Origin of the sequence: Pseudomonas sp. PDM28, assembly GCF_019219115.1 — a bacterium.
Taxonomy (GTDB): domain Bacteria; phylum Pseudomonadota; class Gammaproteobacteria; order Pseudomonadales; family Pseudomonadaceae; genus Aquipseudomonas; species Aquipseudomonas laurylsulfatiphila.
This window is the reverse complement of record NZ_JAHUWG010000002.1, coordinates 547,242-563,720: the sequence shown is the minus strand read 5'-3', so window position 1 is coordinate 563,720 and position 16,479 is coordinate 547,242. Positions and strand designations below refer to the sequence as shown.

At 63.1% G+C, this 16,479-nt stretch carries 15 protein-coding genes; 7 read left to right on the top strand and 8 right to left on the bottom strand.

All coding sequences use genetic code 11. The features are described 5' to 3' along the window. Positions 1-33 precede the first annotated feature (33 nt). The 3 genes from KW841_RS05705 to KW841_RS05695 all read right to left on the bottom strand — a co-directional run bounded on the left by KW841_RS05705 (position 34) and on the right by KW841_RS05695 (position 2,927). The gene (locus KW841_RS05705; protein WP_218474346.1) at positions 34-1,116 is read right to left on the bottom strand and encodes a bifunctional transcriptional activator/DNA repair enzyme AdaA; all 1,083 of its coding nucleotides are present in this window, start codon (positions 1,114-1,116) and stop codon (positions 34-36) included. A gap of 203 nt (positions 1,117-1,319) precedes the next feature. After that, positions 1,320-1,940, bottom strand: coding sequence for a LysE family translocator (locus tag KW841_RS05700; RefSeq protein ID WP_218474344.1), 621 nt, complete (start codon positions 1,938-1,940; stop codon positions 1,320-1,322). 90 nt (positions 1,941-2,030) lie between these two features. After that, positions 2,031-2,927 carry a DMT family transporter gene (locus KW841_RS05695; RefSeq protein WP_218474342.1) on the bottom strand — a complete coding sequence of 299 codons (897 nt, stop codon included), beginning with the start codon at positions 2,925-2,927 and terminating at the stop codon, positions 2,031-2,033. 89 nt (positions 2,928-3,016) lie between these two features. Between KW841_RS05695 and KW841_RS05690 the strand changes: the two genes are divergently transcribed. Both KW841_RS05690 and KW841_RS05685 read left to right on the top strand, forming a co-directional pair. Next, positions 3,017-4,348: a PLP-dependent aminotransferase family protein gene (locus KW841_RS05690; protein ID WP_218474339.1), complete on the top strand. Its 1,332-nt coding sequence runs from the start codon at positions 3,017-3,019 to the stop codon at positions 4,346-4,348. Between the two features lie 86 nt (positions 4,349-4,434). Continuing rightward, entirely contained in the window at positions 4,435-5,022 is a 588-nt protein-coding gene (locus tag KW841_RS05685) for a LysE family translocator (protein ID WP_218474336.1), read from the top strand. 208 nt (positions 5,023-5,230) lie between these two features. Here KW841_RS05685 and KW841_RS05680 read toward each other — a convergent pair whose 3' ends face one another. From KW841_RS05680 to KW841_RS05660, 5 genes are all read right to left on the bottom strand, one after another. After that, entirely contained in the window at positions 5,231-6,064 is an 834-nt protein-coding gene (locus KW841_RS05680; RefSeq protein WP_218474334.1) for an AraC family transcriptional regulator, read from the bottom strand. 33 nt (positions 6,065-6,097) lie between these two features. Further along, entirely contained in the window at positions 6,098-6,601 is a 504-nt protein-coding gene (locus KW841_RS05675) for a VOC family protein (RefSeq protein ID WP_218474331.1), read from the bottom strand. 103 nt (positions 6,602-6,704) lie between these two features. Then, the gene (locus tag KW841_RS05670; RefSeq protein WP_218474329.1) at positions 6,705-9,194 is read right to left on the bottom strand and encodes a TonB-dependent siderophore receptor; all 2,490 of its coding nucleotides are present in this window, start codon (positions 9,192-9,194) and stop codon (positions 6,705-6,707) included. Positions 9,195-9,293: 99 nt separating this feature from the next. Then, positions 9,294-10,277 (bottom strand): FecR domain-containing protein, encoded by a 984-nt coding sequence (locus KW841_RS05665; protein ID WP_218474327.1) that lies wholly within the window; start codon positions 10,275-10,277, stop codon positions 9,294-9,296. Next, positions 10,274-10,798 carry a sigma-70 family RNA polymerase sigma factor gene (locus KW841_RS05660; RefSeq protein ID WP_218474325.1) on the bottom strand — a complete coding sequence of 175 codons (525 nt, stop codon included), beginning with the start codon at positions 10,796-10,798 and terminating at the stop codon, positions 10,274-10,276. The genes KW841_RS05665 and KW841_RS05660 overlap by 4 nt, the downstream gene beginning before the upstream one ends. Positions 10,799-11,158: 360 nt before the next feature. On the opposite strand from KW841_RS05660, the gene KW841_RS05655 reads away from it, so the two are divergent. The 5 genes from KW841_RS05655 (at position 11,159) to KW841_RS05635 (ending at position 16,356) form a co-directional block, all read left to right on the top strand. After that, positions 11,159-12,313 (top strand): NnrS family protein, encoded by a 1,155-nt coding sequence (locus KW841_RS05655; protein ID WP_218474322.1) that lies wholly within the window; start codon positions 11,159-11,161, stop codon positions 12,311-12,313. Positions 12,314-12,485: 172 nt separating this feature from the next. Further along, on the top strand, positions 12,486-12,941 hold the full coding sequence (locus KW841_RS05650) for a (2Fe-2S)-binding protein (RefSeq protein ID WP_007976259.1): 456 nt from the start codon (positions 12,486-12,488) through the stop codon (positions 12,939-12,941). Positions 12,942-12,948: 7 nt separating this feature from the next. Then, a complete protein-coding gene (locus tag KW841_RS05645; protein WP_218474320.1) occupies positions 12,949-15,117 on the top strand; it encodes a xanthine dehydrogenase family protein molybdopterin-binding subunit in 2,169 nt (722 codons plus the stop codon). Position 15,118: 1 nt separating this feature from the next. Beyond that, the gene (locus KW841_RS05640; RefSeq protein ID WP_218474317.1) at positions 15,119-15,700 is read left to right on the top strand and encodes a hypothetical protein; all 582 of its coding nucleotides are present in this window, start codon (positions 15,119-15,121) and stop codon (positions 15,698-15,700) included. Between the two features lie 74 nt (positions 15,701-15,774). After that, a complete protein-coding gene (locus KW841_RS05635; protein WP_218474315.1) occupies positions 15,775-16,356 on the top strand; it encodes a GGDEF domain-containing protein in 582 nt (193 codons plus the stop codon). The last annotated feature ends 123 nt before the right edge of the window (positions 16,357-16,479 follow it).

Here is a 16,479-nt window from a genome sequence, read left to right as displayed (position 1 = left end):
AGTTTTCTTCCTTATGAAAAGCCTGTGGGGGGATCAGAGCGTCAACTGCTCCGTGAGCTGCACCGCAGCGTTTTCCAGCCTGAGCAGAAACGCCTTGCGCGGCTGGCCTCCAGCGTAGCCGGTCAGCGAGCCGTCGGCGCCGATCACGCGGTGGCACGGCACGACAATCGATAAGCGGTTATGCCCGTTGGCCAGGCCTACCGCCCGACTGGCACCGGGCTTGCCCAACGTCGCCGCAAGGGTGCCGTAGGTGGTGGTCTGGCCGTAGGGGATCTTCGCCAGTTCCGCCCAGACGCGGCGGGAGAACTCGCTGCCGGGCATGTGCAGTGCAACGCTGAACTCAGTCAGCGTCCCGGCGAAATACGCCGACAATTGCGCTTCGATCTGCTGCAAATGGGTGTTGTGCCCCGGGGCCACGGCATAACCGAAACGGTTTTGCAGCGCTTCGATCGACGGGGTCAGTGAGGCCTGATCGAGAAACTCCAGCAGCACCAGGCCGCGCCGTTCGGCCATGGCGATCATCGGCCCCAGCGGGGTGGTCAGGCGGGTGAACAGCAGCGGCTCGCTGTTGGCCGCGCGACCCGGGGTGATGTGAAACGACTTTTGAAAGGCATCGCGAAAGCCGCTCAGGGACTCGTAACCGGAATCGAAAGCGACGGCGTCGATGGAGTCGCCCTGTTTGATCCCGCCCAACGCAGTGCCCAGGCGCCGGGCGCGTAGCCACGCGTGGAAGGTCATGCCGAAATGCTGCTTGAACCAGCGACGCAGTTTCAGCGGCTCGATGCCTGCGGTCAGTAGCTGGGTGTCGGTCCAGCGTTGCTCCGGGTTGGCGTCTACCGATTTGAACAGCTTCTGCACCCAGTCCGGTGCGCTGGCGGCAGTGTCCAGCGGCTTGCAGCGCAGGCAGGCGCGGTAGCCCGCCGCCAGGCATTGCTCGGCGTTGGCAAAGAACTCGACGTTCTCCGGCTTCGGGCTGCGGGCGGTGCAGCCGGGGCGGCAGAAGATGCCGGTGGTCTTGACCGCCGTGAAGAACACGCCCTCGTAGGAGGTGTCTCGTTCGAGCATGGCGCGAACCATCTCGGTGCGGGGCGGGAGCAGCGTTTTTTGTAGGTTCATGGGCGCAGCATAGAGGGCGTCATGGGGGACCTCCACCGGAAAATCGACAGCGAATTCGGGACTGGAAATTGATCTCACTCTGTGGGAGCGGCGGTGCGGCGATCCGACTTGCTCGCGAAGGCGTAGTGTCAGTCACCTCAATGTCGAATGACACGACGCCTTCGCGAGCAAGCCCGCTCCCACATTAAGCAAGTGCAAATCCTTCAGGCGCGGCGCGCCATCAGGAGTACCGAAGCCGCCGCCGACAGCAACCCGGCGCAGCAGCGGTTGAACAGGCGCTTGCCGGACGGCCGGGCGAACCAGCGGCGCATGTGCAGGCCCATGTAGGCATAGGCGCCGATGGCGATCCATTCCAGCACCAGGAACAGCGCGCCCAACACCATGAACTGCGGCGCAATGGCCTGGGTCGAGTCGACGAATTGCGGCAGGAACGCGGTGAAGATCAGGATCGCCTTGGGGTTGCCGGCCGCCACCAGGAACTCCTGCCGGGCCAGTGCCAAGGTGCCCGCTGGCGCGGTGGTGAGTTCGTTCTCGACACCGGGATCGGCACGCCACAATTGCCAGGCGAGGTAGAACAGGTACGCCGCACCCAGGATCTTGATGGCGTAGAACAACAGCTCGGAGGTTTGCAGCACCACCGCCAACCCCGCCGAGGCCAGGGTGATCATCCCGGCGAACGCCAGCAACCGGCCGATGCCGGCCACGCACGCGGTGCGGTAGCCATAGCGGGTCGAATTGCTGACCGACAGCAGGTTGTTCGGGCCGGGTGCCATGTTGAGGGCGAAGCAGGCCGGCAGAAACAGGGTGAGGGTGGCGAGGTCCATGGTCGGCTCCTGAAGCAAGAGCGCTATTTTTATCACAGCCCGGCGGTGGTCAGACCCATACAGTGATGGGCGTAAACCACCGTATCAGGGCTATTTGGCGAATTTTTTCGCCCCGGCGACGCACAGGATCACCGCGACGGTCACACCCAGCATGCCGAGGCTGACCTGTTCATGCAGCAGGGTCGCCGCCAGGGTCAACCCGAAAAACGGCTGCAGCAACTGCAATTGTCCAACGGCGGCGATGCCCCCTTGCGCCAGGCCGCGATACCAGAACACGAAACCGATCAGCATGCTGAACAGCGAGACGTAAGCCAGGCTGAACCAGGCCGGCGTGCTGATGCCGCTGAACGAAACCGGCATGCGCATCCAGCTGAGCAGCGCCACGACCGGCAGCGACAGCACCAGCGCCCAGGAAATCACCTGCCAGCCACCGAGGGTGCGCGACAGCTTCGCGCCTTCGGCATATCCCAGGCCACAGGCAAGGATCGCCAGCAGCATCAGGATGTCGCCCTGCGGGGAGGCGCTCAGCCCTTGGGACAGGGCAAAGCCGACCACCAACAGGCTGCCCAGCACCGAGAAAATCCAGAACGCCGCCCTTGGCCGTTCGCCGCCGCGCAGCACGCCAAACACCGCCGTCGCCAGGGGCAACAGGCCGACGAAGACGATGGAGTGCGCGGACGTCACGTATTGCAGCGCCAAGGCCGTCAGCAGGGGGAAACCGATGACCACGCCGAGGGCGACTATGATCAGCGGGACCAGTTGCTGGCGCGCCGGGCGTTTTTCCTTGAATACCCCCAGCAGGCACAGCGCCAGGACCGCCGCGATGGTCGCCCGCGCAACCGTCAGGAACACCGGGTCGAATTCCAGCACCGCCACCCTGGTCGCCGGCAGCGAGCCGCTGAAAATCACCACACCGATCAGTCCGTTGATCCAGCCGCTGGTACTGTTTTCCAGCGTCCGGTGTTGCAGGTTCGAAGTCCGTTCCATTTGGCTCACGCTCATTGTCTGATTGCACGAAACCCATCGTATGAGCGAGTATCGATACAATCAAAAAATTGTCATGGATACATCTCGACATGCCTCGATCCCGTTATAAAACGCTGGTGGATGCCTTTGCCGCCGACATCCGTTCCGGGTGTTTGCCGCCGGGCACGCGCCTGCCGACGCACCGGCAACTGGCAACCGAGCACGGCCTGGCGCTGGTCACCGCCAGCCGGGTCTATGCCGAGCTGGAAGGCATGGGCCTGGTCAGTGGCGAAACCGGTCGCGGGACCTTTGTCAGGGAGACCTCGCTGCCGCCGGGGCAGGGCATTTCGCAGCACGTGGTGGCGGCGGGGATGATTGACCTCAATTTCAACTATCCGTCATTGCCCGGCCAGGCCGACCTGCTGCGCCATGCCTTGCGTCAACTGGCGTTGTCCGGTGACCTGGAGGCGCTCCTGCGTTACCAGCCCCACGCGGGGCGCCTGCATGAGCGGGCTTCGGTCGCCCGTCATCTGGCCGAGCGCGGGCTGAACGTGCCGGCCGAACAGGTGTTGATCGTCAGCGGTGCCCAGCATGGCCTGGCGGTGACGCTGATGACGCTGCTCAAGCCCGGCGATGTCATCGCCGCTGATGCGCTGACCTACCCCGGTTTCAAGACGCTGGCCGAAACCCTGCATCTGGAAGTCTTGCCCATTCCGGTCACGGATACCGGGCCTGATCTGCCGGCCTTGGCAAAACTCTGTCGCAGCCGATCGGTGCGCGCCGTTTATTCGATGCCGACCTTGCATAACCCGCTGGGCTGGGTGATGGACGCCGATCAGCGCGAGCAACTGGTGGCGATAGCGCGCCAGCACGACCTGACGATCATCGAGGACGCCGCCTACGCGTTCCTGGCCGAAAACGTACCGCCACCCCTGGCCGAACTGGCGCCGGAGAGAACGGTGTACGTGTCCGGTCTGTCGAAGAATATCGCCACCGGCTTGCGCGTCGGCTTTATTGCCGCGCCCGTGCAATGGATCGCCGCCTTCGAACGCACCATCATGGCGACCACCTGGAACACCCCCGGCGTGATGACCGCCATCGCCACGGCCTGGCTCGACGATGACACCGTCCTCCAGCTGGAAGCGCAAAAACGTGCGGACGCCCGGGCCAGGCAAACCCTGGCCCGTGAGGTGTTGGCGGGACTCAGGACCGTCAGTCACCCGAATTCCTACTTCATCTGGTTGCCGTTGGCGGAAGACGCCCGGGCCGACCAGATCGCCATGGCGCTGATGCGCGAGCAAGTGTCGGTGTCGCCGGCCGAGCCCTTTGCGATTTCAGCCCACGTGCCCCACGCGATACGCCTGGCGTTGGGCTCGGTGGACATGGACTCGCTGCGCATTGCCCTGGGCAAAGTGAAAAGCGTCGTCGGTTATTACTCATAGCGCTGCAGGGCAGTTTTGTTCAATACGCGAGCCGCTCGGCTCTTTACCTTGAGGGCCTTGTTCAACTCGATGGAAGAAGGTGTGCAATGAGTCTGATGATGTCCATGGCGGCGTTTGCGCTGGTCGCGTCCATCACCCCGGGGCCGGTCAATATCGTGGCGTTGAGTTCCGGCGCGCGGTTTGGCTTCCGGGCCAGCCAGCGTCACGTGGCCGGAGCCACGCTGGGGTTTGTCCTGTTGTTGGTGCTGATGGGGCTGGGCCTGCATGAATTGTTGCAACAGTGGCCGGCGTTGACCCAGGGAGTGCAATGGGCCGGCGTAGCCTTTCTGTTGTACATGGCCTTCAAGCTGGCGGCTGACAATGGGCAGGTGCAAGCCAGTGAATCGCCAAAGGCCCCGTCGATGCTCTATGGCGCGATCATGCAATGGCTCAACCCCAAGGCCTGGTTGGCCTGCGTGGCCGGCATGGGCGCGTTTGTCGCCGATGGCGAGGCACGTCTGGTCTGGCAGTTTGCCGCGATTTATCTGGTGATCTGTTATGTGTCGGTCGGTTGCTGGGCGTATGCCGGGACGTTTTTGCGCGGCTTCCTGAACAACCCGGTGGGGATGCGGTTGTTCAATCGGGTCATGGCGGCGTTGTTGGTGGTGAGTGCGGTGTATCTGGTGTTGCCATAGCTGCAATCAACACCGGTTTTGTGGCAAGAAAGTACTTTGTGGCGAGGGGGCTCGCCCCCGTTCGGCGGCGTAGCCGTCGTAAATCCTGCATGCAGAGTATGTCTGAAAGAGCGCCGAGGGCCGCTTCGCAGCCCAACGGGGGCAAGCCCCCTCGCCACAGGGGAGAGTCAGGTTCAAGAGCATCTTTGCCAAGAGGTATTGTGCTGCCTCACCCCCGATACTGCCCCGGTGTCGCCGCCAGATGCTGTTTGAACGCCCGTTGAAAATGCGCCTGATCGGCGAACCCCGCTTCCAGTGCCACGTCCGCGATCAGCTTGCCGCTGCGCAATTGATCCCGGGCGAACTGGATGCGCCGGTTCACCAGGAATGCGTGGGGTGTCATGCCGTAATGCTGTTTGAAGGCGCGTATCAGGTAGGACGGTGACAATTGCGCGGCCTCGCAAATGTCTTCGAGCCTGAGGGTTTGGGTGCAGTGGTCGCGGATGTAATCGGCGGCACGCTCGAGCTTGAAATTGGGTTCGCGCAGCGGCTGATCGACCGGGTTGAGTCGTAGCTGCACGTCAGTGAAAAACTCCACGGCCACGCTGTGCTTGCGCAGGACATCCTGCTGTGGGTCGACCAGCACTTCATACAAGCCTGCGAGGCCGGCAAACAGGTTGGCATCGCGCGTATGGGTCGCGGAAAAACGGCGAAACGCCGCGTTATCGCTGAACCCGAGCTGGTGCTGCAAATCGGTCAGCCACGGCGTATCGACGTACAGCATCAGGTACGACCAGGGCTGGTCTTCGATCGGGTTGCAGGCGTGGACGTCGCCGGGGTTCATCAGCACCACCGTGCCGGCGCTGACCTCGAATGCTGACTGCTCATGGAGATAGGTGCTGCGCCCGGCGGTGATCGCACCGATGGAAAAGTGCTCGTGGGCGTGCCGGGTGTAGCAGACCTCGCGCCCGTCGGCGATTGCGCGGGCTTCGATGAAGGGCAGGGCGTCATCGCGCCAGAAGCGCGGGGCCTTGTCGGCGTTCTTGGCAACGGCGTGCTTCATGCTCACTCCTCGGCAGGTCAGCGTCCGAGTGTATTAGCTCTCGCCGTCAAAGGCTCGTTGCAGTGTGGCGATATCGAGTTTTTTCATTTGCATCATCGCCTGCATGGCCCGTTGGGACTTTTTCGTGTCGGGGTCTTTGAGCATGTCCATCATCGCGACGGGGACGATCTGCCACGACAGCCCGAACTTGTCTTTCAGCCAGCCACATTGCTGGGCCTCGGGCGCGCCACCGGCCGACAGGTTGCCCCAGTAATGGTCGACTTCTTCCTGGCTCAGGCAATTGACCTGAAACGAAACCGCCTCAGTGAACTTGAACAGGGGGCCGCCGTTGAGGCCGGTGAAACTCTGGCCGTCGAGTTCGAAGCTGACGGTCATGACCGAGCCTTCGGGCCGGCCGTGGAATTCGAAACCGGCGTGGCCGTAATGGGTGACGGCGGTGATTTTCGAATGGTCGAAGATCGAACAATAGAACTTCGCCGCTGCTTCGGCCTGATCGTCGAACCACAGGCAGGGCGTGAGTTTTTGTACGCGTTGCATGGCGGGCACTCCTCGGCAGGTTATGCATGCAGGAATACAGCGTAGCCAGCCTGAGTGGGGTCGGCAGTACCGTAGATCGCCAAACAGCCGTTTCAGGGCGCGATCAGAACGCCCATCGGGTGGTGAGTTGCACGGTGCGCGGTTCGCCATAAAACCCGGTGCCGAAGTTGCCCAGCCCGGTGTAGTAGGTTTTGTCGAACAGGTTCTTCACGTTCAGCGTAGCGCTCAGGTGCTCGTTGAAGCGATAGCGCGCCATCGCGTCCACCAGGGCGTAGCCCGGTTGGGTGATCGTCGTGTACTGACCGAAGTTCACCGTATCGGCGGGGTCGGGACGGAACACCTTGCCGAAGAATTCGCTTTGCCAGTTCACGCCGGCGCCGACGGTGAGCCTGTCCCACGCACCTGGCAGGCGGTAGGTGCTGAAGACCCGCACCAGCTGTTCCGGTGCCGTGGTTTGCAGCACCGAACCGTAGACGTAATCACCCTGGGCATCGCGGGTGTGGTTGTAGGTGTAGCCGGCCGACAGGTTCCAGCCGTCGCGCAACTCGCCGGCCAGTTCGAACTCGAAGCCTTGGGTGGTGGCGCCCTGGACGGCGCGGTACACCGACTCGGTATCAACGCCGCTGACATATTCGGCGATGTTGTCCTGTTCGATGCGGTACAGGGCGAAGCTGGCGTTCAGGCGTCCGCCAAAGTATTCGGCCTTGATGCCCGCTTCAAGACTTTTGCCCTGTACCGGATCGAGCAGTTGCCGGTTGGCGTCCTTGCACATTTGCGGCTGATAGATGCTGGTGTAGCTGGTGTACACCGACCAGGTGTCGTCGAGATCATAGACAAGCCCGGCGTAAGGCGTGACGACACCGCTCTGGCGATAGCTGTCGCGCAGGTCGGCGCTGTGCGGATCGCTGTAGTCCAGGTCGTCGTGTCCGCTGAAGTTACTGACGCGCGCGCCGAGGATCAGCGCCAGGTCGTCGACGGGTTTGAGTCGGGCGGCCAGGTAGGCACCGGTCTGGCGCTGGACGATGTCGTCGGTGCCCACCCGCGGGATCTCGGGTTTGGCAAACTCGCCGCGCCAATCGAAGATGCTGCCGTCCACCGGCGGGTACACCGAACCGTACACCGGGATGTCCTGGCGCGTGTTCATCGACATGAACCCGGCGATCAGTTCGTGCTCGCGACCTGCCAGGGTGAACGGACCGCTCAGGTTGACGTCGATGTTGTCCTGCACCTGGTCGCCCTTGAACTTGCCCATGTACATGAACATGCCGTCACCGCTGACCGGGTCCGGGTTGCCGCCACTGGCGGAGGCGAGGAAGGTATCGTGCTGGCGGTGCTTGCGGTCGTAGCTGACCTTGAGTGTCCAGTCATTGGCCAGTTGTTGCTGCACGTTGGCGAACAGCGTCTGGTTGGTGAAATCGCGACGGCTCCAGTCGGTGGCCGGGTTGAAGGAACGGGAGAAATCGGTGCGCGAGCCGTCGCTGTAGTACATCGGGAAGCCGGTCCAGCTGGCGCCCCGGGAGCGGGTGTCTTGCTGGTCGATACCGAGGGTAACCAGGGTATCCGGGGTCAAGTCGGCTTCGACAATGCCGTAGGCGATGGCCCTGGTGTTGCGGTAGTGATCGACGTAGGCGCTGCGGTCCTGATAGACCCCGACCAGACGCCCGCGCACATTTTCGCTGGCGCTCAGCGGACCGGAAATATCGCCTTCGTTGCGATAGGTGTCCCAGGAACCGACGGTGCCGCTGACCGAGGCTTTGAATGCCGGGGTCGGGCGCTTGCGAATCAGGTTGACGGTCGCCGAGGGATCACCCGCCCCGGTCATCAGGCCGGTCGCGCCCTTGATGATTTCGACGCGGTCATAGGGGGCCATGTCGGTGCTGGTGGTGCCGTAGTCGTAGACACCGTCGTAGTCGGTATTGACGCCGTCGTACTGGAAGTTGGTGATCGGCAGGCCACGACTGGAAAACTCCCAGCGCTCGCTGTCGTAGTTTTGCACGCTGATGCCGGGCGCGCGGCGCAGGGCGTCGACGATGCTGGTGGCGCCCTGGTCGTCCATGAGTTGGCGGGTGATAACCGTGACCGATTGCGGTGTTTCGCGCAGGGACAGCGGCAGGCCCGTGGCTGAAGACGTCGAGCCGACGGTGTAGGAATGAGAGTCTTCGCTGATGGTCCCGGGTGCCTGCCCGGAAATGTTGGTCGCCCCCAGTTCCAGCGCTTCGGGTGCCATAGGGGCGGCGTGCAACACATACCCGCCGTTCCCCTGGCGTTGTGCTTGCAGGCCGCTGTCTTGCAGCAGTCGTTGCAACGCTTGCTGCTGACTGTAGACACCGTTGAGGCCAGGGCTGCGTTTGCCGGCAGCGAGTTCATTGTGTCCGGCGAGAAAGATCCCGGCCTGTTCGGCAAAGCGGTTGAGTACGCTCACCAGCGATCCGCCGGCGATTGCGTAATGGCGTGTCTGGCTGCCGGGTTGTTCGCTATCGACCAGAGGGGCGGCTTGACTGCGGGACACGTCCAGACCCGGCAGGAGCACCGCCAGCGCCAGCACCAGCGGATGCAAGGCGAAGCGCTGGCGAGTAAGGGTGGCGCGCGGCATGGTGTTCCCGGAAGTCGGATCAATCTGCATTCGTAGTGCTTGAAGGATTAACCGAGCGAAAAAGGCAAAAGGGAACCGACGCGCCGGAAAAAAACCTCATCAGGTTTTCGGGCCTACGTTGACCCACCACTCCAGCGGCTTCTGCACCCGTACCGGCAATGCCGCTTCCAGTAGGCGCAAGGCCTGGTCGGTGTCCTTGAGCGGGAACGCACCCATCACCGGCAGCCCGGCCACCGCCGGGTCACAGCCCAGATGCCCGGGGCGATAGCGGCTCAGTTCTTCGAGCAACTGCCCCAGCGGCAGGTTGTCCGCCAGCAACAGGCCGCGGCGCCAGGCTTCGCGGCCGGCCGACGCAGCGGTCGGTGTCGGCGTGTGGTCTTGTGTAAAACACAGCTGCTGTCCGGCCTTGACCACCTGCACCTGACCCTGGGTGGTGCGGACTTCAACGGCGCCTTCGTAGACATTCAACAGCGTTTGCCGGTCTTCCTGGCGCACGCTGAAACGCGTACCCAGCGCGCGCAGGCGGCCCTCGACGGTTTGCACCAGCAGCGGGCGACTGGTGTCGCTGGCGGTGTCGATCAACACCTCTCCGGCCTGCAACAGCAATAACCGTTGTGCGGTGTCGAAACGTACATCCAGCGCACTGAGGGCGTTGAGCCAGATCCGACTGCCGTCGCTGAGGCGGGCTTCCCGGGTTTCGCCGGTGCCGGTGGAGAGGTCGGCGGTCCATCGGGTCAGGGTCAGCGGCAGGGCGCCTTGCCGCCATGCGCTCCAGCCGAGCCAACTGCCCGACACCAGGACCAGCAGGCTCTTGACCGTCTGGCGGCGGCTGATGGAAGCGCGGCCGCTGTTGCGTAACACCTGGCCGGCCGCTTGTTGATGAGTGTCCTGCAGCGCGGCAAAGCGCTGGCTCACACGCTCGACATAGTGCCACGCGGCCTGATGCTCGCCGCTTTGCGCCAACCAGGCTTGCCAATGCTCGCGTTCCTGTTCGCTGGCGTGGTGATCGTTGAGTTGCACGTACCAGCTTGCCGCCTGTTCGAGGCTGGCGTGGCTGATGGCGCTAGTGGCGGCGCGGGTCATTGAATCAGCAGGCCGTCGAGTTCGGCTTCGAGCATTGCGCAATGCATCAGCGCCTGGGCCAGGTACTTTTTCACCATGCGCTCGCTCACGCCGATTTCTTCGGCAATGTTTCGGTAGGGCAGCCCATGCACCTGCGCCAGAACGAACGCATCACGCACCCGCTGGGGCAAGCGCTGCAACATGGCATCCACTTCGTACAGGGTTTCGACGATGATCGCCCGCTGCTCCGGCGAAGGCTGGACGGCCTGGGGCTGCGCGGCCAGGGTCTCGAGCCAGGCCTGTTCCAGCTGGCGACGACGCCAGTGGTCAATGCACAGGCCTCGGGCGATGGTCGCCAGGTAAGAGCGTTCGTGGGTTTCCCCGTCAAACACCTGAGGACGGTTGAGCACCCGGATGAAGGTGTCTTGGGCCAGGTCTGCGGCATCGAACGCATTGTTCAAGCGTCGGCGCAGCAACGCGTGCAGCCAGTGGTGGTGGCTGGCGTAGAGGTTCTGGACGCAGGAGGAGTCGGCAACCGTCATCGTGAGCACATGTCCATGGGCGATCCGCACAATTGTGTAAATAAGAATTGATCGCGATTAAAGCAAAAGGCTTATGACTGTGCAAATGATATTGGTTTGCTTTTATCAGGGTTGACCCGGGTTAGAATGAGCTTGCAGTCGATATGACTCATGTGTGAGTCATAAGGACTATTTTTTCTATGAGTCAAATTGACTGCGATATTCTTATATTATTGATTTACAGGGGTATTTATCGTTGGCACGAAACATGATGTAGGTTGCGTATAACTGAACGCCTTCAGGAAAACGCAAAATGTCCGACTTCTTAAGCAACCTTCATGGATATTGCCAGAGCCCAAGCCTGCTTCAGGTGGTGGCTTGATGCGTAAGCTTGGCGCTGCAGCGCTTTTCAGTGTTGGTTTTCGCCCGTTCTTTCTGGCCGGAGCCGGGTTCGCCACCCTCGCCGTGGCGGTCTGGGCACTGTGGCTGTACGGCCGTTTACCCGAAGCGCAACCCGTGGGTGGCATGCTGGCCTGGCATCGACATGAAATGCCGTTCGGATTTGCCGCGGCTATCATTGCCGGGTTCCTCCTGACCGCGGTGCCGAACTGGACAGGTCGGCCGGGGCTCAAGGGCTGGCCGCTGATCGGCCTGGTGCTGGTGTGGCTGCTGGCGAGACTGGCCTGGTGGCTGCCGATGCCTGCGTTCTTGCTGCTGGCCTTGCAGGTGCCTTTTCTGCCGCTGCTGGCGTGGGCGTTGGGGCGCGACCTGGTGGCTGCGGGCAAGCGCGAGAATTATCCGATTCTGTTGATGGTCTCGCTGCTGGCCGGGTGTCAGGCGTTGACGTTGCTGGGGATTGCCATTGATGACGGCAACCTGCAGCGGCATGGCGTGCTGGCCGCCCTTTGGCTGGTCGGTGCGCTGATGAGCGTGATTGGCGGGCGGGTGATTCCGTTCTTTATCCAGCGCGGCTTGAACCGCCCGGCAACGGCTGTGGCCCATCCGTTGCCGGGCAAGGTGCTGCTGGTCAGCGCCATGCTGGCGGCGGCGTCCTTTGCCGCCGGTTTGAATGACGTGCCCCGTGTGTGGCTGGCACTGCTGTTTGCGTTGATCAGCGCTTTGCATCTGCTGCGCCTGTGGCGTTGGCGTGACCGCGGCCTGTGGCGCGTGCCGCTGCTGTGGTCGCTGTACCTGGCTTACGCCTGGCTCGCCGTGGCGACGCTGGCCATGGCGCTGTGGCACCTGGGCTGGCTGGCGCAACAAAGCCTGGCCACCCACGCGCTGGCCGTCGGCGGTATCGGCGGGTTGATTCTGGCGATGATCGCGCGGGTCAGCCTGGGGCATACCGGGCGTTTGCTGCAGCCGTCCGGGGCAGTAGTTGCGGGGTTTGTCCTGGTGTTGCTGGCGGGGGCGTGCCGGGTAGGGCTGGTGCCTTTTTCCAGTCTCGGATTGGCGCTGTCGGCGTTGCTGTGGTGTAGCGCTTTTGCGCTGTTCGTCTGGCGCTACACCGGGATTTTATTGGGGCCAAGGCTCTAGCGAAGGGTTCCAGGGCCGCCCATCGAGGCGGCCTTTGCATGACCGGTGGTCGATGCACCAAGGTCTGGCGGCAAATCTGCGCTTAGCTGAAGGGATAACCCGAGGCGCGCGCAGGTTGTAAAAGGCTGCAGCGACGCCCCTTCAGATCACCGTGAGTCTGAGGAACCGCGCCATGCTCACCCTGAACATCAATGGCCAGGATCAGGAGCTGGATGTCCCCGCTGACATGCCGTTGCTCTGGGTCTTGCGCGATGTCGCTCACCTCACCGGCACCAAGTTCGGTTGCGGCATGGCCCAATGCGGCGCCTGCACGGTGCACGTTGACGGCGCGCCGCTACGCGCCTGCATCACACCGGCCACCGCCGTCGCCCATGGACAAAAGATTCTCACCATCGAGGGCCTGTCGGCGGACGGCTCGCATCCGGTGCAACAGGCCTGGGCGGAACTCGACGTGGTCCAGTGCGGCTACTGTCAGTCCGGGCAGATCATGTCGGCGGCAGCATTGCTGGCGAAAATTCCCAAACCGACCGACAGCGACATCGATCAGGCGCTGTCCGGCAACATCTGCCGCTGCGGCACTTACCCGCGGATTCGCGCGGCGGTCAAGCGCGCCGCCGAGCTGGGTTGAGGTGGCCATGAACAGCATCAACGGGTTATCGCGCCGTGGTTTTCTCAAGGGCAGTGCTGTGCTGGGCGGAGGGCTGGTGGTGGCGTTTGTCATGCCCGGCGCCCACCGGTTCGCCATGGGCGCGGAGAATCAGGGCAACGTGTTTGCCCCCAACGCTTTCCTGCGTATTGGCAATGACAACAGCGTCACCGTGTTGCTCGGCCATTCGGAAATGGGCCAGGGCATCTGGACCGGCCTGACCATGCTGATTGCCGAAGAACTGGACGCCGACTGGTCGAAGATCCGCGTCGAACATTCCCCGGCATCGGCCGCCGACTACGGTATGCCCGGGTTTGGCGGGATGCAGATCACCGGCGGCTCGACCTCGACCTGGATGGAATTCGATCGCTATCGTCAGGCCGGCGCGGCGGCGCGCTTGATGTTGATCGATGCCGCAGCCAAGCGTTTCAACGTCGCTACATCGCAGATTCATACAGAGTCGGGCGTGGTGGTTGCCGGTGAGCATCGCGCCACCTACGGCGAGTTGGCCGATGACGCCGGACAGCTGCCACCGCCGGACCCGGCCTCGATCAAACTCAAGGACGCGAAAGACTGGCGGCTGATCGGTAAACCCACAAAACGTCTGGACACACCGGAGAAAATCACCGGCCGGGCGAAATTCGGCATGGACGTGCAGTTCGATGGGCTGATGACGGCGATGGTCGCCCGTTCGCCCACCTTCGGCGGCAGTGTCAAATCCTTTGAAGGCGCCGAGGCGCTGGCGATTCCCGGCGTGCACAAAGTGGTGCAAGTGCCGACGGGCATTGCGGTGATTGCCGATCATTACTGGGCGGCGAAGCTGGGGCGCGATGCGCTGAAAGTCGAGTGGAACCCGGGGCCGAACGCGGGGCTCAATAGCCGGGCGCTGCTGGAAAGCTTCCGCAAGCTCGCCGCCACCCCCGGCCTGAACGCTGGCAAGGCGGGCGATACCCCGGCTGCGCTGGCGAAAGCGGCCAAGACCATCGACGCCGAATACAGTGTGCCTTACCTGGCCCATGCGCCGATGGAACCGCTCAACTGCACCGTGAGCATCAGCAAGGACAAGTGCGAAATCTGGACCGGCACCCAGTTCCAGACCCTGGACCAGATGGTCGCCGGGCAAATCACCGGGCTCAAACCCGAACAGGTCGAGATCCATACCGAGTTTCTCGGCGGCGGCTTCGGGCGCCGGGCCAATCCGACCTCGGACTTCGTCAGCGAAGCGGTGCATGTCGCCAAGGCAGCCGGTATGCCGGTGAAAACCGTGTGGGCGCGGGAGGACGACATCCGCGGCGGCTATTACCGTTCGGCGTTCCTGCACCATGCGCGTATCGGGCTGGGCGCTGACGGCCTGCCGCTGGCCTGGAAGCATGTGATGGTCGGGCAGTCGATCATGGCCGGGACCTCGCTTGAAGCGAGCATGGTCAAGGACGGGATCGACAAGACCTCGGTCGAGGGCGTGGCCGACAGCCCCTACATTGGAGGGCTGGCCAATCACCAGATCGAACTGCACTCGCCGAAAACCGGGATCAGCGTGCTGTGGCTGCGTTCGGTGGGACACACCCACACCGCGTTTGTCATGGAGTCGCTGATCGATGAACTGGCCACGGCGGCCGGGAAGGATCCGGTGGAGTACCGGCGCACCTTGCTCAAGGACCATCCGCGTCACCTTGGAGTGTTGAACCTGGCGGTGGAGAAGGCCAACTGGAAGGCGCCGCTGCCCGATGGCCATGCCCTGGGTGTGGCGGTGCATGAATCCTTCGGCAGCTACGTGGCCCAGGTGGCCGAGGTGTCCCAGGACAATCTCGCCATCCGCGTGCACCGGGTGGTGTGTGCGGTGGATTGCGGCATTGCGGTCAATCCGCAGAGCATCGCCGCGCAGATGGAGTCGTGCATCACCTTTGGCCTGAGCTTCGCCTTGCACAGCAAGCTGACGCTCAAGGACGGGCAGGTGGTGCAGTCCAACTATCACGACTATCAGGTGCTGCGGCTCAACGAAATGCCGGTGGTCGAAGTGCATATCGTGCCCAGCAATGAGAAACCCGGCGGTATCGGCGAAACCGGTGTGCCACCCACGGCGCCGGCGGTGGCCAACGCGGTGTTTGCCCTGACCGGGCAGCGCCTGCGCGAGCTGCCCTTGCAGCTGTCTGGGGTGTGAGATGAAACGTCATCACTGGTTGCTTGGGGCGGTGATTCTGATCTGTCTTGCAGCCTACGCGTCGCACGTGTTCGCCGATGACCGCGAGGCCTTGCAGGCGTTCGACACCGTGCAGAAGGTCTTCCAGAGCTCGCGTTGCCAGAACTGCCACATTCCCGGAGATTCGCCGCTGCAATTCGATGCCGGTGTGCCTCACGCCATGAATGTCGTGCGTGGCATGGACGGCAAGGGCGCGGCCGGGTTGCCCTGTGCAACCTGCCATGGGCAAAGCAATCCACCTGCCAGTTATGGTCCTCATGCGCCACCCGGGGCGCCACACTGGAGCCTGCCGCCGGCAGCGCAGCGGATGGCCTGGATCGGCCTGCCGGCCGACCGTCTGTGCGCGATGATCAAGGATCGCGCCAGCAACGGCGACCGGGATTTCGCCGCGCTGATCAAGCACGTCAGCGACGACAAGCTAGTGCTGTGGGGCTGGAATCCGGGCGGCAATCGCGCGCCGGTGCCGGTGCCGCACGACATCTTCGTCAGCCAATTCAAACGCTGGGCCGACGCCGGAGGGCCGTGCCCGGTGGCGGGTAGCTGACCAACGGCACGCTTGCAGGGAGTCAATGCGGGTATGGGCGACTCTAACGTGCATACCTGCAATGGGAGTGAACGATGTTGATCTCAGGCAAAACGGGCAAATCGGGTCGTTCCGCGAGCCCGTTGCTCACGCCACAGCAAGAACGGGAGCGGCTGCGTGAAATGGCGCGCCAGGCCGAGCGAGAGCTGGCAGGCGTGCAAATGGCAAGCATGGATGAGCTGACGCTGCTGTCCAATCGCCATGGCTTCACCGCGCTGGCCCGGCTCGGGCTGGAGGCTTGCCGGGCGCTGGAGACGCCGGCGACGCTGCTGTACTTCTCCCTCGATGAGTTCAAGCGCATCAGCTATCTGTATGGCCGGGCCAAAGGTGACGATGCGCTCAAGACCTTCGCCGATGTCCTGCGCATCGGGTTTCGAGAAAACGATGTGGTCGGTCGGCTCGAAGGCGACCGGTTCGTGGCGCTGCTGACCGGGTCCGGCGCCGTGGAGACTGCGGCGATCAAGGCACGACTCAATGAGATACTCGACGAGCGCAACGCTGCGGCGCATCGCAGTTATGACATTCACTTCAGCGTTGTGCAGGTCGAATATGACCCGGTTGTTCATGGCTCGATCGAGGAACTGCTGGAGGAGGCCGAAAGTGTGATGAGCCGTTAGGGTTGGACTGTGTACATATCCGTTTCTTCGGTAACGGCGGCTTATGGTTTCGCCCTTACGGCGAGTTACTTTTGGCAAACGCCCCAAAAGTAACCAAAAGGTCTCGCCCCTTACGTACGGCCC

Coding starts and splice junctions, on each gene's coding strand:
- KW841_RS05685 (WP_218474336.1), top strand. CDS start 4,435: ATGAGTCTGATGATGTCCATGGCGGCGTTTGCGCTGGTCGCGTCCATC.
- KW841_RS05640 (WP_218474317.1), top strand. CDS start 15,119: ATGAAACGTCATCACTGGTTGCTTGGGGCGGTGATTCTGATCTGTCTT.
- KW841_RS05670 (WP_218474329.1), bottom strand. CDS start 9,194: ATGCCGCGCGCCACCCTTACTCGCCAGCGCTTCGCCTTGCATCCGCTG.
- KW841_RS05655 (WP_218474322.1), top strand. CDS start 11,159: ATGCGTAAGCTTGGCGCTGCAGCGCTTTTCAGTGTTGGTTTTCGCCCG.
- KW841_RS05665 (WP_218474327.1), bottom strand. CDS start 10,277: ATGACCCGCGCCGCCACTAGCGCCATCAGCCACGCCAGCCTCGAACAG.
- KW841_RS05695 (WP_218474342.1), bottom strand. CDS start 2,927: ATGGAACGGACTTCGAACCTGCAACACCGGACGCTGGAAAACAGTACC.
- KW841_RS05660 (WP_218474325.1), bottom strand. CDS start 10,798: ATGACGGTTGCCGACTCCTCCTGCGTCCAGAACCTCTACGCCAGCCAC.
- KW841_RS05680 (WP_218474334.1), bottom strand. CDS start 6,064: ATGAAGCACGCCGTTGCCAAGAACGCCGACAAGGCCCCGCGCTTCTGG.
- KW841_RS05675 (WP_218474331.1), bottom strand. CDS start 6,601: ATGCAACGCGTACAAAAACTCACGCCCTGCCTGTGGTTCGACGATCAG.
- KW841_RS05635 (WP_218474315.1), top strand. CDS start 15,775: ATGTTGATCTCAGGCAAAACGGGCAAATCGGGTCGTTCCGCGAGCCCG.
- KW841_RS05690 (WP_218474339.1), top strand. CDS start 3,017: ATGCCTCGATCCCGTTATAAAACGCTGGTGGATGCCTTTGCCGCCGAC.
- KW841_RS05645 (WP_218474320.1), top strand. CDS start 12,949: ATGAACAGCATCAACGGGTTATCGCGCCGTGGTTTTCTCAAGGGCAGT.
- KW841_RS05700 (WP_218474344.1), bottom strand. CDS start 1,940: ATGGACCTCGCCACCCTCACCCTGTTTCTGCCGGCCTGCTTCGCCCTC.
- KW841_RS05705 (WP_218474346.1), bottom strand. CDS start 1,116: ATGAACCTACAAAAAACGCTGCTCCCGCCCCGCACCGAGATGGTTCGC.
- KW841_RS05650 (WP_007976259.1), top strand. CDS start 12,486: ATGCTCACCCTGAACATCAATGGCCAGGATCAGGAGCTGGATGTCCCC.